Annotated in this window: 14 protein-coding genes; 12 read left to right on the forward strand and 2 right to left on the reverse strand. The window is 67.9% G+C overall.

What is annotated here, in order from left to right; translation table 11 throughout:
• The first annotated feature begins 139 nt into the window (after positions 1-139).
• The 9 genes from fnr (at position 140) to H3H36_RS01235 (ending at position 8,641) form a co-directional block, all read left to right on the forward strand.
• Positions 140-967 (forward strand): fumarate/nitrate reduction transcriptional regulator Fnr, encoded by an 828-nt coding sequence (fnr, locus tag H3H36_RS01195; protein ID WP_182213147.1) that lies wholly within the window; start codon positions 140-142, stop codon positions 965-967.
• Between the two features lie 155 nt (positions 968-1,122).
• Positions 1,123-1,572, forward strand: a complete 450-nt coding sequence (locus H3H36_RS01200) for an Hsp20/alpha crystallin family protein (protein WP_182213148.1) — start codon at positions 1,123-1,125, stop codon at positions 1,570-1,572.
• A 167-nt stretch (positions 1,573-1,739) separates the two neighbouring features.
• Positions 1,740-2,177 (forward strand): universal stress protein, encoded by a 438-nt coding sequence (locus H3H36_RS01205; RefSeq protein WP_182213149.1) that lies wholly within the window; start codon positions 1,740-1,742, stop codon positions 2,175-2,177.
• Positions 2,178-2,211: 34 nt separating this feature from the next.
• Positions 2,212-3,195: a zinc-dependent alcohol dehydrogenase family protein gene (locus H3H36_RS01210; RefSeq protein WP_182213942.1), complete on the forward strand. Its 984-nt coding sequence runs from the start codon at positions 2,212-2,214 to the stop codon at positions 3,193-3,195.
• Entirely contained in the window at positions 3,192-3,794 is a 603-nt protein-coding gene (locus tag H3H36_RS01215; RefSeq protein ID WP_182213150.1) for a hypothetical protein, read from the forward strand. The genes H3H36_RS01210 and H3H36_RS01215 overlap by 4 nt, the downstream gene beginning before the upstream one ends.
• Positions 3,791-5,308 carry an efflux transporter outer membrane subunit gene (locus tag H3H36_RS01220; RefSeq protein ID WP_182213151.1) on the forward strand — a complete coding sequence of 506 codons (1,518 nt, stop codon included), beginning with the start codon at positions 3,791-3,793 and terminating at the stop codon, positions 5,306-5,308. The genes H3H36_RS01215 and H3H36_RS01220 overlap by 4 nt, the downstream gene beginning before the upstream one ends.
• The gene (locus H3H36_RS01225) at positions 5,305-6,681 is read left to right on the forward strand and encodes an efflux RND transporter periplasmic adaptor subunit (protein WP_182213152.1); all 1,377 of its coding nucleotides are present in this window, start codon (positions 5,305-5,307) and stop codon (positions 6,679-6,681) included. The genes H3H36_RS01220 and H3H36_RS01225 overlap by 4 nt, the downstream gene beginning before the upstream one ends.
• Complete coding sequence (locus tag H3H36_RS01230; RefSeq protein WP_182213153.1) at positions 6,678-7,433, forward strand: ABC transporter ATP-binding protein; 756 nt, start codon at positions 6,678-6,680, stop codon at positions 7,431-7,433. Before H3H36_RS01225 ends, H3H36_RS01230 begins: the two co-directional genes overlap by 4 nt.
• Positions 7,433-8,641, forward strand: coding sequence for an ABC transporter permease (locus H3H36_RS01235; protein ID WP_182213154.1), 1,209 nt, complete (start codon positions 7,433-7,435; stop codon positions 8,639-8,641). The genes H3H36_RS01230 and H3H36_RS01235 overlap by 1 nt, the downstream gene beginning before the upstream one ends.
• A 42-nt stretch (positions 8,642-8,683) precedes the next feature.
• On the opposite strand, the gene H3H36_RS01240 is transcribed toward H3H36_RS01235, so the two are convergent.
• Positions 8,684-9,598, reverse strand: coding sequence for a LysR family transcriptional regulator (locus H3H36_RS01240; RefSeq protein WP_182213155.1), 915 nt, complete (start codon positions 9,596-9,598; stop codon positions 8,684-8,686).
• Positions 9,599-9,714: 116 nt separating this feature from the next.
• Here H3H36_RS01240 and H3H36_RS01245 point away from each other — a divergent pair, with 116 nt between their 5' ends.
• From H3H36_RS01245 to H3H36_RS01255, 3 genes are read left to right on the forward strand one after another with little or no spacing between them, the layout of a single operon-like run.
• Entirely contained in the window at positions 9,715-10,806 is a 1,092-nt protein-coding gene (locus tag H3H36_RS01245; protein WP_182213156.1) for a porin, read from the forward strand.
• Positions 10,807-10,825: 19 nt separating this feature from the next.
• Positions 10,826-11,611 carry a substrate-binding domain-containing protein gene (locus H3H36_RS01250; protein WP_182213157.1) on the forward strand — a complete coding sequence of 262 codons (786 nt, stop codon included), beginning with the start codon at positions 10,826-10,828 and terminating at the stop codon, positions 11,609-11,611.
• A 27-nt stretch (positions 11,612-11,638) separates the two neighbouring features.
• Positions 11,639-12,979 (forward strand): MFS transporter, encoded by a 1,341-nt coding sequence (locus tag H3H36_RS01255; RefSeq protein ID WP_182213158.1) that lies wholly within the window; start codon positions 11,639-11,641, stop codon positions 12,977-12,979.
• Positions 12,980-13,042: 63 nt separating this feature from the next.
• On the opposite strand, the gene H3H36_RS01260 is transcribed toward H3H36_RS01255, so the two are convergent.
• On the reverse strand, positions 13,043-14,323 hold the full coding sequence (locus tag H3H36_RS01260; protein WP_182213159.1) for an MgtC/SapB family protein: 1,281 nt from the start codon (positions 14,321-14,323) through the stop codon (positions 13,043-13,045).
• Positions 14,324-14,869: the final 546 nt, after the last annotated feature.

Here is a 14,869-nt window from a genome sequence, read left to right on the forward strand (position 1 = left end):
TCATCCGCAAATCCCCTACACGACACGGTGGCCTTGCCCGATAACGGAAAAGCCGCCTGTCGTTGATACTTGTCGTATGCACAAATCACGACCCGTCCAGCGACCAAGGACGGGCGACATACGAACAGGGAGCTTTGCCATGACATCCACCATCTTCTCGATCGCCCCTTCGAGCGCGCAAACGGCCCCCAGCCAGAACAAATGCGCCGTCTGCAGTTTCAAGAAGCTGTGTCTGCCTGTCGGCCTGGATGACAACGCCGTCTCGCGCCTGGACAAGATCATCGGCCGCCGCCGCCGCATCGCGCGCGACGAACACCTGTACCGCATGGACCAGCCGTTCAACAGCCTGTACGCGGTGCGCTTCGGCCACTTCAAGACGGCCCAGGTCAATTTGCGCGGCGAGCAGCAGATCACGGGCTTCCAGATGGCCGGCGACCTGCTGGGCATGGATGCCATCGGCGCCGGCCGCCATGCCTGCAGCGCCGTCGCGCTCGAGGACGCGGAAGTGTGCGAAATCCCGTTCGCCCGCCTGCAGGAACTGTTTGGCGAAATGCCCCAGCTGCTGCAGCACTTCCACCGCATCATGAGTCAGGAGATCACGCGCGAACAGAATGTGATGCTGCTGTTGGGCAATATGCGGGCCGAGCAGCGCTTTGCCGTGTTCTTGCTCAATTTGTCGGCACGCTACCAGGCGCGCGGCTATTCGCCGTCCAGCTTCCAGCTGCGCATGTCGCGCGAGGACATGGGTGACTACCTGAGCCTGACGATCGAGAGCGTGAGCCGGTTGCTGTCGCGTTTTCGCAAGCAGGGCTGGATCAGCATCGACAACCGCGACCTGACCATCCTCGACCGCGCCGCGCTGGAGGCGTTGTCGACGGGCGCGGCGCTGGAAGTGGCCGAGCAAAAGGCGGCCCGCGCCGAGGAAGCCATGCGCGGCAAGTCCCGCATGACCCTGTGCGCCGCCTGAATAGGCGCAGTGTTATCGTATTGTTTAACTTCTTGATGTAGGTCACAAGCCCCGGCTGACATGGCCAGCGCGGCCAATTACAGTGGGGTAACAGGGATGCGGTTGCCGGCGCGTCCCGGCACTTCGATCCGGCATACATTGCATGGGAGTTGAAAATGGCTAACCAACTGCGACACTTCGACCCGTTTGGCGACTTGGCTCGTATGGAACCGCTGCGCAGCGTGGAGGACTTCTTCCGCGACTTCGGTGTCAAGCGCGCGATGCGCGACCTGCAGAGCGATGCGTTGATCAAGCTGGACGTGACGGAAAGCGACCAGGCTTACAGCGTCAAGGCGGAAATGCCGGGGCTGAAGAAGGAAGACATCAAGGTCGATGTCGACGGCAACCGCGTCTCGATTTCGGCCGAAACCAAGCGCGAAACCGAGGAGAAGAAGGGTGAAACCGTGGTGCGCAGCGAGCGCTACTATGGCCAGCAATACCGCAGCTTCTCGCTCGAGCACGACATCGACGACAGCCAGGTGGTCGCCAAATACCAGGATGGCGTGCTGGAACTGACGCTGCCCAAGCGTGCCAACGGCAGCGCCAAGAAGATCGTCGTCAACTGACGCCGCCGCCGCCGCCGCCGCGTCCCGTCCGCCGCGCGCCATGCGCGTGGCCTGGCACGGGGCGGCACCGGCCAGCGTCTTTTGATCGCTGAGCGTTGACACATGGCGCCTGGCGCCATGACCGCAGTTACCGAAGTTACCGAAGTTACCCTTACCGAGACCACATCATGTTCAAGCACATCCTGTTGCCCACCGACGGTTCCTCCATCGCCTCCGCCATGATCAAGAAGACGATGGCATTCGCCAAGGAGTCGGGCGCGAAGGTCACCGGCATCCACGTCGTCGCCGATTACCATATCTTCACCTACCAGCCCGAAATGCTGGCCGACACCCGTGAGCAGTATGCGCGTGACAGCGCCGCCCATGCGCGGGTGTTCCTGGACGAGATCGAGAATGCCGCCAAGGAGCTGGGCGTGCCCTGCGAGACCAAGCTGGTCACGGACGAACAGCCTTACGAAGCCATCTGCAAGGCCGCCACGGATGCCGGCTGCGACGTGATCTGCATGTCGTCCCACGGCCGGCGCGGCGTGAAAGGCCTGCTGCTGGGCAGCGAGACGCAAAAAGTGCTCACCCACGCGACGGTGCCGGTACTTGTGTTCCGCTGATGCCATGAACGGGCTGGAGACAGCGCCAGCGACCATGCTGGCCATGTTGCTGGACCAGCCCGGCACGGCGCTGCGGGCGGCTCAGGTGCCCGTCCCCCAGCCCGGCCCGTGGCAAGTGCTGGTGAGGGTGAGCGCGTGCGGCGTGTGCCGCACCGACCTGCACATCGTCGACGGCGAACTGCCGCCGCACCACCGTCCCCTGATCCCCGGCCACGAAGTGGTCGGCCGTGTGGTAGCCCGTGGCCGGGAAGTGCATGACTATGCGCTGGGCGAACGGGTGGGCGTGGCGTGGCTGGGCGCCAGCTGCGGCAGCTGCCCGTATTGCGCCCACCACACGGAAAACCTGTGCGGCGAGGCCCGCTTCACCGGTTACGACCTCGATGGCGGCTACGCCCAGTACATGGTGGCCGACGCCCGCTACATCTTTCGCCTGCCCAGCCGCTACGACGACGTGGCAGTGGCGCCGCTGCTGTGCGCCGGCCTGATCGGCTACCGGGCCTACGCGCTGGCCGGCGACGCCCAGCGCATCGGCCTGTACGGTTTTGGCGCCGCCGCCCACTTGCTGGCGCAGTTGGCCAGCCAGCAGGGCCGCCAGGTGTATGCCTTCACCCGGCCCGGCGATGAACGCAGCCAGGGCTTCGCGCGCGCGCTGGGCGCCGTGTGGGCCGGCCCCTCGGACCAGCCGCCGCCCGCGGAACTCGACGCGGCGCTGCTGTTCGCCCCCGATGGCGCGCTGGTGCCGCTGGCGCTGCGCGCCGTGCGCCGCGGTGGCACCGTGGTGTGCGCCGGCATCCACATGAGCGATATCCCGTCCTTCCCCTACAGCCTGCTGTGGGGTGAGCGCACCCTCCGTTCCGTGGCCAACCTGACCCGCGCCGACGGCCAACAATTCTTCGCGCTGGCCCAGCAATACCAGCTGAACGCCAGCACCACCGTGTTCCCCCTGCGCGAAGCCAATACGGCGCTGGCGGCCTTGCGCGCCGGCGCCTTCGACGGCGCGGCCGTGCTCGTGCCATGAATCCGCGCATAGAGGAGCTGCTCGAGCGCATCCGCCAGATCGAGGAGGAACTGGAGCTGGAGGTGCAGCGCCGGCGCCAGGAATTGCATGCCGATTTCTCGAAGCGGCGCGTGATGTTCGCGCGCGAGGTGGTGGAGCAGCAGCGCCGCTTCAAGACCGGATTGCTGACCTATGTGCTGCACGCGGAGTGGCGGCACATGCTGTCGGCCCCGTTCATCTATGCCGTGTTCGTGCCGCTGGCGTTGCTGGACTTGTTCGTCTCCCTGTACCAGCTGGTATGCTTTCCCTTGTACCGGATTCCCAGGGTGCGGCGCCGTGACTATTTCGTGTACGACCGCGCGCACCTGGCGTACCTGAACGCGCTGGAGCGTTTCAACTGCCGTTACTGCGCCTATGCCACCGGCCTGATCGGCTACTGCCGCGAAGTGATAGGGCGCACGGAACAGTACTGGTGCCCCATCAAGCACGCGCGCCGGGTGCTGCACGCACACGACTATTATCATGGCTTTGTAGACTTCGGCAATGCCGCCACCTACCGGGCGGAACTGGCCAAATTGCGGGAGGAACTGGAACGCCTGCAGAACGAGGAGTCGCCATGACCCACACTGTTTCGAGCACGCCACAGGCGCCGCGCATGGCGCGGGCGGCGGGCGTCCTGTGCGCGCTGGCGGCAATGGCCGGCTGCACGGCCTTCAGGCAGGTGCCACCGCCACCAGCGCCGGCCCCGTTCGTGGCGCCGGCCGGCTGGTCCGGCGCGCCCGGCATGCCGGGCGCGACAGGGGCCCAAGCCAGCCTGGTGGACTGGTGGCAGCGCTTTCACGATCCCATGCTGGACCGCCTGATCGGCCAGGCGCTCGACGTGAATACCTCGGTCGCCGTGGCGCGTGCGGCGCTGCTGCAGGCGCGCGCCACGCGCGACGTGGCGGCGGCCGGACTGGGCACGACGGTGTCAGTGTCGGCCTCGGCCCAGCGCAGCAAGACCGATGGCGCCAACGCCTCCAACAGCTACGCGGCCGGCTTTGACGCCAGCTGGGAGCCGGACGTGTTCGGCCGCAACGGCTATGCGCTGGCGGCCGGCGAGGCCACGGTGCGGGCGACCGAAGTGAGCCTGGCCGATGTGCGCGTGACGGTGGCGGCCGAAGTGGCGCGCAACTACATCGACCTGCGCGGCGCCCAGGCCAGGCTGGCCATCGCGCGCGACAACGTGGCCAGCCAGGAAGCGACCATGCAGATCACGGACTGGCGCGTGCAGGCAGGCTTGCTGACGTCGCTGGAACAGCAGCAGGCGCTGTCGGCGACGGAGCTGGCCAAGGCCCAGTTGCCGCTGCTGGAGACCAGCGTGGCCCAGCTCACGCACAGCCTGGCCGTGCTGTGTGGCCAGGCGCCCGCCACGCTCGACGCGATGCTGGCGTCGGCCGCGCCCATCCCCGAAGGCGGCGCCGAGCTGGCATTGAGCCTGCCGGCCGACACCTTGCGCCAGCGGCCCGACGTGCGCGCGGCGGAGTTCCAGGTGCGGGCCGCGATGGCGCGGGTAGGGCAGGCCGATGCGGCCCGCTATCCCTCGTTCCGGCTGGAAGGGTCGATCGGCCTGCATGGCCTGGGCATAGGCGGCACTGGCTCGACCATCCTGCGCGCCTTGCTCGGCAGCGTATCGGGCAATGCCTTCGACGGCGGCGCCAGCGTGGCCCAGCTCAGACTGGAACAGGGCGCGCTGGCGCAGTCGCATGCGGCCTACCGGGCCACCGTGCTGGCGGCCTTGCAGGATGTGGAGGATGCCCTGAGCGCGCTGGCCGGTGACCGGCGCCGTCTGGAACACTTGCGTAGCGCGGCCGCGGCGGCCAACAACGCGGCGCTGCTGGCGCGCCAGCGTTACGCCAGCGGGCTGGTGGACTTCCAGACCGTGCTGGAAACGCAGCGCACGCTGTATTCGGCCCAGGACAGCGTGGCCGCCACCAGCGCCAGCCTGGGCGACGACCAGGTGCGCCTGTACAAGGCGCTCGGCGGCGGCTGGCAGCCCGATGGCGCGCCGGCCGCCGCCCCCGCGCCGGCCGCGGCAGCCAAGACCGGGGCCACGGCGCCGGCATCACCTTCCAAAGGACACGACGCATCATGAACCTTGCCGAAACCCCCTTGGAGCCTGGCGGTACGCCTGCCGCCGCCGGCCCGGCTGCCCCGGCCACGCCATCATCGACCGATCCCGCAGGCGCCGCGCCGGCCGTGGCCGACCCGTTCGGGGACGCCGAGGGCGGCAAGCGCTGGCGCCATGTCCTGGCCTGGACACTTGCCGGCCTGCTGCTGTTGGCGGGCGCCGGCGGAGTCTATACCTGGCGCGCCCACCATTCGGCCGGTCAGGCGGGCGTCTACGTGACCAGCCCCGTCAAGCGCGGCAACCTGGTGTTGAACGTGACGGCCAACGGCACGCTGCAGCCCACGCGCGCCGTCAATATCGGCAGCGAGCTGTCGGGGACCGTGGCGCGGGTGCTGGTCGACATCAACGACCAGGTGCGCACTGGCCAGGTGCTGGTGGAACTGGATACGGCCAAATTGAACGACCAGATCGTGCGTTCGCGCGCCGCGCTGGCGGCCGCCCGGGCTGCCGTGGCGGTGGCCGAGGCCACCCAGTCCGAGGCGAAGACAGCGCTGGCGCGGCTCGAGGAAGTTGCGCGCCTGTCCGACGGCAAGGTGCCGTCGCGGGCGGAGCTGGACACGGGCCGCGCCACGCTGGCGCGCGCCGACGCCAATGTGCAAAACGCGAAGGCGGTCGTGGACAGCGCCCAGGCGGCCCTGTCGACCGACATGACCAACCTGGCGCGGGCCTCGATCCGCGCGCCGATCGATGGCGTGGTGCTGAGCCGCAGCGTTGACCCCGGCAACGCCGTGGCGGCTTCGCTGCAGGCCGTCACGCTGTTCCAGCTGGCCGAGGACTTGCACCACCTGCGCTTGCTGGTCAACGTGGACGAGGCCGACGTGGGCGCCGTGCGCCTGGGCCAGACGGCCCTGTTCACCGTCAGCGCCTACGCCAACCGGCCATATCCGGCCACCATCACGCGCGTGGCCTACGGCTCCACCATCACCGACAACGTGGTGACTTACGTCGCCTATCTCGACGTGGACAACGCCGACCTCACGCTGCGCCCCGGCATGACGGCCACGGCCACCATCCGCGCCGCCCAGCGCGACCATGTGCTGTTGATCCCCAACAGCGCGCTGCGCTTCTCGCCGCGCGATGGCGGCAAGGCGGCTTCGGGCGGTATCGTGGCGTCGCTGATGCCGCGCCTGCCCGCACGCGCGCCGCGCCAGGCAGGTGTGGCCGGCGGCGCCGGGACGGGGCAAAGCCAGCGCCAGGTGTGGGTGCTGCGCGGCGACACGCCGCAGGCGATCACGGTGCAACTGGGGATCAGCGATGGCCGCAACACGGAAGTGAGCGGCGACGCCATCCAGGAAGGCATGCAGGTCATCACCGACCAGCGCGCCGCCGCGCAATGAACGCGCCGCGCGACACGGACGGCGTGGCGGCGGCCGCCCCCCTGATCCGGCTGCGCGAGGTGTGCAAGCGCTACGGCAGCGGCGCCACGGCGCTGATGGCGCTCGACCACGTGAATCTCGACATCGCGCAAGGCGAATTCGTCGCCATCATGGGCCCCAGCGGCTCCGGCAAGTCCACCGCCATGAACATCCTCGGTGCGCTCGACACGCCCACCAGCGGCCGCTACCTGTTCCGCGACGTGGACGTGGGCGCCACCACGCGCGACCAGCGCGCGCGGCTGCGCCGCAGTTCCATCGGCTTCGTGTTCCAGGGCTTTAACCTGCTGGCGCGCACCTCGGCGCAAGAGAACGTGGAATTGCCGCTGCTGTACCGCGGCGAGAGCGCCGTCGCGCGCCACGCGCTGGCGGCACGCGCGCTGGCCGCCGTCGGGCTGGCCGGCTGGGAAGGCCACACGCCGGCCGAACTGTCGGGCGGCCAGCAGCAACGGGTGGCCATCGCGCGCGCCATCGTCACCGCGCCGGCCTTGCTGCTGGCCGATGAACCGACAGGTAACCTGGACAGCCAGCGCAGCCGCGAAATCATGGAGCTGCTGGCGGCCCTGAACCGCGAGCAGGGCATCACGGTCGTCATGGTCACGCACGAGCCGGACATGGCGCTGTACGCGCACCGCATCGTGCGCTTCCGCGACGGCAGGATAGACAACGACAGTGTCAACCCCCAGCAAGCGGGCGCGGCGACGGAGGCTGGCTGATGCTGCTCAATACCTTGCTGCTGGCGCTGCGTTCGATCCGGCGCAACCTGCTGCGCTCCTTCCTCACCATGCTGGGCATCGTGATCGGCGTGGGCGCCGTGATCACCATGGTCACGCTGGGCAATGGCGCGACCCAGGCCGTGCACGACCAGATCGCGAGCCTGGGCAGCAACCTGCTGATGGTGCGGCCCGGCCAGCGCATGGGGCCGGGCGGGGGCGGCGCGGGTGCGCCCGCGTTCAAGGAGGCCGACGCGGAAGCCATCGCGGCCCAGATCGGCGGCATCCGCGCCGTGGCGGCCGAGTCGCGCAGCGGCCAGACCATCATCGCCAATGGCCGCAACTGGTCCAGCAGCGTGATCGGCGGCAGCGCCGACTGGCTCACGGCGGCCAACTGGACACTGGCCGCCGGCCGGCCGTTCGACGATGGCGAGCAGCGCGCCGGTTCGGCCGTATGCGCCGTGGGCGCCACCGTGGCGCGCGAGCTGCTCGGCCAGCGCGACCCGCTCGGTGAACGGCTGCGCATCAAGCAGTTCTCGTGCGTGATCGTGGCGGTGCTGGCGTCCAAGGGGCAGGGTGCGATGGGCAACGACCAGGACGACCTGGTGGTGGTGCCGCTGCACACCTTGCAGCGCCGCGTGACGGGCAACCAGCGGGTGGGTACGCTGCTGATCTCGATGGAAGAGGGCAGCGACAGCATGGCGCTGCAGGCGCGCCTGAGCCAGTTGCTGCGCGAGCGGCGCAAGCTGAGCGTGACGGAGGAGGACAACTTCAATATCCTCGACACGCGCCAGCTGGCCGACACCATGTCCGGCGCCACGCGCGTGATGACCACGCTGCTGGGTGCGGTGGCGGCCGTGAGCTTGCTGGTGGGGGGCATCGGCATCATGAACATCATGCTGGTCAGCGTCACGGAGCGCACGCGCGAGATCGGGTTGCGGCTGGCCATCGGCGCGCTCGAGCGCGAAGTGCTGCTGCAATTTCTGATCGAGGCCATGGTGCTGGCCGCGCTGGGCGGCCTGACCGGCGTGGTGTTGGCCGCCGGCGCCACCGTGGTGGCAGCCAGGGCGATGCAATTGCCTTACCTGTTCAACCCCGGCATCAACCTGCTGTCGTTCGTGTTCTCGGCCGGCATCGGTGTCGTGTTCGGCTATGTGCCGGCGCGGCGCGCGGCCCGGCTCGACCCGATCGAGGCGCTGCGCCACGAGTAGAAGAACGGCCTCGCTGGCCAGGCCGGGCTGGCGCCAGCGCGCTTAACGGGCGCGGGGCCGGCGCGGCAGCAGCGCCGCGCCGAGCATCTCGAACAGGGTGCGCGCGGCCGGCGGCATGCTGTGGTGGCGCCGGCTGATCAGGCCCAGGGTGCGCTCGACCGACGGGTTCACCAGCGGCACGCCAACGATGCCGTCCGGGCGGCCGGGCAAGACTGACAGGCCCGGCACCGCGGCCACGCCCATGCCTGCTTCAACCAGGGCCAGCACACCGGACACATGGTTGACTTCGCAGAATATCGGCGGATGCTTCTCGATCCCCGCCAGGGCGGTGTCGATCAGGCTGCGGTTGCCGCTCGACTTGGCCACCGAGATAAAGCGTTCATTGATCGTCTCCTTCCAGCTGAGTTTTTTACGCCGCGCCAGCGGGTGATCGTGGCGCATGGCCAGCACATAGCGTTCCACGTAAATGGCTGCAAACTCGATTTCCGCGTCTTCCGCGCCGGTGAAATTGATGCCGAAGTCGGCTTGCCCGTCCTTGACCAGGTTGAGCACGTCCTGCGCGCTCTCGTCATGCACGCGCACGCGGATGCGCGGATAGCACTCGCTGAACTGTTTCAGCACCTCGGGCAGGAAGTGCCACACGGCTGAAGGCACGCAGGCCAGCGTCACCGTGCCCGTGCGGTGCGCCGCCAGATCCGCCACACCCAGTACGGCGTCTTCCAGCCCGTCCAGCGCGGTGCGCACGTTGACCAGGAACGCCCGTCCCACATTGGTCAGTTGCACCCGTCGCGTGGTGCGCTCGAACAGCTTGACGCCCAGGCCTTCTTCCAGTTTGTCGATGCGGCGGCTGAGGGCGGGCTGTGACAGGAACAGGTCGCTGGCGGCCTGGCGGAAACTGGCGCGCTCGGCCACGGCGACAAAGGACTTCAAGTCTTGCAGATCGTAATTGATGCGCATGGTGCATTAATCTCCTCAAAATATGCAATTGTTAAATTATGCCAGTTGGCCGATGATTCGGCCATCAACTCATCGGCCGCGCCAAGCAGCCCAACAATAACTACCAAGGAGACAAAATGCGCCGATCGTGCGTACTCACCGCTTTGCTCGTCATGAGCGGCACCAGCCTGGCCCAGACCAGCATCGACCTGTACGGCATCGTGGATGTCGGTGTGCGCGGCAGCAGTGGCCTGGGCGCCAGTAACGCGCCCACGGCGGCAGGCCATGTCAGCGCGGTCAGCAGCGGCATCGACCAGACCAGCCGCTGGGGCATCCGCGGCCGCGAGGCGCTGGGCGGGCACTGGGCCGCGCTGGTGCGCCTGGAAGGGGGCATCAACGCTGACACCGGCGCCTCGGCCAAGAGCGACCGGCTGTTCGACCGCGATGCCTGGGTCGGGCTGGAAACGCCATATGGCACCCTCGCCGCCGGGCGCCAGCCCACGCTGCTGTCGGACGCCCTGACGCCGGTCGACCCGCTCGGCAAGCGCGACGCCAGCTTCAATCCCAACATCAACGTTGCCGGCCTGAGCAATACCGCCTTCGGCACCCACGGCTTCGGGCGCCAGTACGGTCCCAGCGGCTATAACGACAATTTCTACCGCCTCGACAACACCCTCAAGTACAGCGTCAAGTCCGGCCCATGGCAGGCGCGCGCGTCGTGGTCGGCCGGCGAAGTGGCTGGCGATACCCAGGCCTCCTCCGCGCGCGGCGCGGCACTGGCTTACCAGGAGGGGCCCTGGGCCGTGTCCGGCGCGACCATGCGCTTGCGCAGCAAGGAAGACTTGCCGCTGGACGCCTGGCTGCTGGGCGCCGCCTATCGCCTGGACGCCTGGCAGTTCAAGGCCACCATCGCCCGCAACGCGGCCGACACCGGCCCGAACCAGACGGTGCATCAGCATGTGTACTCGGCTGGCGTGAGCCGCGCCCTCGGCCCCGGCCTGATGCTGACCACTGCCTGGTACAGCGTGCGGCGCGAAGCCACCGGCCTGGCCAACGATGGCCTTGAGCGCGGCTTTGTGTACCTGGAGCAGGCGCTGGGGCCGCGCACCACGACCTATGCCGAAGCCGACTACACGAGCTGGCGCGGCAATGCCGCCGGCCTGACCGGCAACCGCCCCAATGACCGCCATGGCGCCGGCCTGACGCTTGGCCTCATGCAAAAATTTTAACCCACACCAGGAGACTCTCATGCGACCAATCACTTTGCGCCACAAAATGCTGGCGGCCTGCGCCGCGCTCGCGTTCACTGCCGCGGCACCCGCCGCCGACTTGCGCGTGGTCAGCTCGGGCGGCTTTGCGCAGGCCTACAAGGACCTGTCCGGCGCCTACGAGCGCAGCAGCGGCAACCACCTGCAGTCGGAGTGGGGCCCGTCGATGGGGAACACCCGCAACGCCATCCCGGCGCGCCTGGCGCGCGGCGAGCGCATCGACGTGGTCATCATGGTGGGCGATGCGCTGGACCAGCTGATGGCCGAAGGCCGTCTGGAACCGGGCAGCAAGGTGGTGCTGGCCAATTCGCCGATCGCCTGCGCCGTACGCCAGGGCGCGGACCAGCCGGACATCCGCACCGTGGACGGCTTGCGCCAGGCCTTCCTGCAGGCCCGGCACGTGGCGTATTCGGACAGCGCCAGCGGCGAATACATCAAGCGCGAACTGCTGGACAAGCTCGGTATCAAGCAGCAGATGGAAGGCAAGGCGGCGCAGATTCCCGCCACCCCGGTGGGTGAGATCATCGCCCACGGCCAGGCCGACTTCGGCTGCCAGCAGCGCAGTGAGCTGAAACCGGTGGCCGGCATCGCCATCGTCGGCGTGCTGCCGGCGGCAGTGCAGCTCAACACCCAGTTCGCCGGGGCGGTGGTGCGTGGCGCCAGCCAGCCGCAGGCGGCGCGCGAGCTGCTGCGCTTCCTGGGCGCGCCGCAGAACGCCGGCGTCATCGAGGCCACCGGGCTGGAACCGGTCGCTTCCCAGCATTAACCCCTTTTCACGCACCGCGAGGCCATCATGTCCAATCATTCCATCGCTGCCGCAGAACTGGCTGTGCCGGCGATCCCGGCCGCCCCGGCGGCGCTGCGCAGCCCATCCAAGCTGGGCAGCGTCATCCGTGTCACGAGCGGAAACTTCATCGAAATGTATGATTTCTTCCTGTTCGGCTTTTATGCGCAGCAGATCGCCGCCGCCTTCTTCCCAGCCGCCAGCGACTACGCGGCGCTGATGATGACTTTTGCCACCTTTGGCGCCGGCTTCTTCATGCGCCCGCTGGGCGCCATCCTGCTGGGCAGCTACGTCGACCGCATCGGCCGCCGCAAGGGGCTGGTGCTCACGCTCGGCATCATGGCTTCGGGGACGGCGCTGATCGCCTTCGTGCCCGGCTATGCCAGCATCGGCCTGCTGGCGCCGCTGCTGGTGCTGATCGGGCGTCTGCTGCAAGGTTTTTCGGCCGGGGTGGAACTCGGTGGCGTGTCGGTCTACCTGTCCGAGATGGCGACCCCAGGCAACAAGGGTTTTTACGTCAGCTGGCAGTCGGCCAGCCAGCAGGTGGCCGTGATCTTTTCCGCCGCGCTCGGCTATGGCCTCAACCATGCCATGCACAAGGACGTGATCGCCGACTGGGGCTGGCGCATCCCGTTCTTCATCGGCTGTTCCATCATCCCGGTGGTGTTCTATATCCGCCGCTCGCTGCAGGAGACCGAGGCCTTCCTGGCGCGCAAGACGCACCCGAGCTTCGGTCAGATGATGCGCACCATCGGCCGCAACTGGCCGCTGGTGACCGCCGGCGCCATGCTGGTGGTGCTGACGACGGTAGCGTTCTACATGATCACGGTCTACACGCCGACCTTCGGCAAGAGCGTGCTCAAGCTGAGTACCGAGGACAGCCTGCTGGTCACCCTGTGCGTGGGCGCGTCGAATTTCATCTGGCTGCCCGTGATGGGCGCGCTCTCGGACCGCATCGGACGCTGGCCCGTGATGGCGGCCTGCTCGGCGCTGATGGCCGTGACCGCGTACCCTGCGCTGGCGTGGCTGGTCGCCAACCCCAGTCTGGGCCACATGCTGATGGTTGAGTTGTGGCTGTCCTTCCTGTACGCCAGCTATAACGGCGCCACCATCGTCGCGCTGACCGAGATCATTCCGGTGCAGGTACGGACCACCGGATTCTCGCTGGCCTACAGCCTGGCGACTGCGCTGTTCGGCGGCCTGACGCCCTTGCTGTCGACCTGGCTGATCGAAGCCAGCGGCGACAAGGCTGCCCCCGGCTACTGGATGGCAGGCGCCGGCCTGATCAGCCTGGCCGCGACCTTCCTGGTGTATCGCGGCATCGTCAGCGAGCGTGCGGCCAGGGGCTAGCCAAGCGCGCCGTGGCACAGGCGTCGAGGAAGGCCATCGCAGGAGCGCCTGGCCAATCAGGCATCAGTGCTCACGCACCATGGCTGGGGACACGCTCGGCAGCGTGGGCTGCGACAGCAGATAGGGCAGCCACATGGCGAGCAGCATCAGCAACAGGCCTGGCCCCACGGCCAGGAAGAAACGCCAGCCGCCGCTGGCCGCCGCCAGCAGCTTGCTGATACTGTTGGCCGACACGGCCAGCAGGAAGGTCGGCACCAGTTGCGGCGCTTGCACGGTGCCGCTGGCGGCCAGCGACAGGATGGAACTGGCGGCCGCGTGGACGTCGGCCAGCGCGGCCAGCATGGCGCCCGCCTGGGCCGCCGTGGGGCCGAGGTAGGCGTTGGCATAGGAGACGATGCCGGTGGCGCCGCTCAGCAGGGCGGCGAAGATCAGTGCCTGCCGGATGCTGAACGCGCGGCCGATGCGCTGGCCGCGCCGCGTGGCGCCGTCGGACGCCGTCCGCAGCCGCCAAGCGGAAATGAGCAAGGTGGCCAGCAGCGCGCTGCCCAGGCTGGGCGCCAGATGACCCACATGATCGGGGGCGATGGTCAGCGTCACCACCAGCAGCAGGATGTAGGTGGCGATATTGGACAGCGTGGCGGCGCTGGCCGTCACGCCCAGCAGCGCCGGTTCGTGGCGGTAGCGCTGGCCCATGGTGGCGATGGTGGCCGTGCTGGAGACGAAGCCCGAGGCCAGTCCCGTCAGCGCCAGTCCCATGCGCGGGCCAGCCATGCGCAGCGCGATGTGGGCCGCGCCCTGCATCGTCATGATGACCAGCACCAGGCCCCACATGCGGCGCGGATTGGCGCCCAGCAGCCAGGTGTTGGCCTGGTCGGGCAGCAGTGGCCAGACGATGAGGGCGGCGCCAGCCAGGATCAGGGCGTCGCGCAGTTCGCCGCTCTTGAGCGTGACGCGCACGAAATGGTGCAGCGGCCCGCGCAGGTTGAGCAGCGACGCCACGACGACGGCCGCGCCGGCCGAGATGGCAGGGTTGGCGATGGCGTTCACGCCCAGCAGGAAGGCCAGGAACAGCGCCAGTTCCGTCGTCACGCCCGGATCGTCGGAGCGGTCGCGCCAGTGCGAAATCGCGCTCAGGGCCAGTACCAACAGGGCCGCCGCCAGCACCAGGCTGGCCGACAGGCTTTGCGCCAGCCCGCCCATGAACGACACCAGCGCGAAGCTGCGCACGCCGACAAAGGCCCGGGTCGGCCCGCTGCCCTTGCTGCGCTCGCGCTCGACCCCGATCAACAGGCCACAGCCAAAGGCGACGCCGAGTCCGGTCAGGGTGGTGGCTTCAAATATCATGGATGGATTCTGCCAGCCATTGTGGACTGTTGCAATGGGACCAGGCCGCCGGCGCAGTTTGTGCTTGTCTTGCGGGTAGTTCGTATAGTTGGGTTACGGAGCGCCGTGATGAGGGAGCTGGTGTCTCAATTTGCCTTTGAATTGTTCCGGCGAATGTAGCGGGCGCAAATCGGTCGTCGTCATTCAGGCACTGGCTGTGCCAACTCGGGTTGCGGAACTTGTCCGGCGGGGTGTTCGGCAGCCGGATGTTCACCGACATTCCGAGGAGTCGCTCCATTTCGACCTGGATCGTTGCGATGTGAATGAGGGCGGGTAGTTTGGAATAAATCAACAGGGCATGACCGTTGGCGTAGAAGATCGGCTGCCTGAACAAACAGGCGTAACGGGGAACGCTTGCCGGAGGGTTTCAGTTTTTGATTAACAGGTAGGCGTATGCAATCTGAGATCGTCAGCTGCGACCTTAAGACACGGAAGCCGAAACTTGGCCTGAAAAACAAGTGACTGGGACTTACTTCCGTTACCGCCCCAAAGCGGAAGTTCGTTTGT

It is taken from the genome of Rugamonas fusca (genome assembly GCF_014042365.1).
Classification (GTDB): Bacteria; Pseudomonadota; Gammaproteobacteria; order Burkholderiales; family Burkholderiaceae_D; genus Rugamonas; species Rugamonas fusca.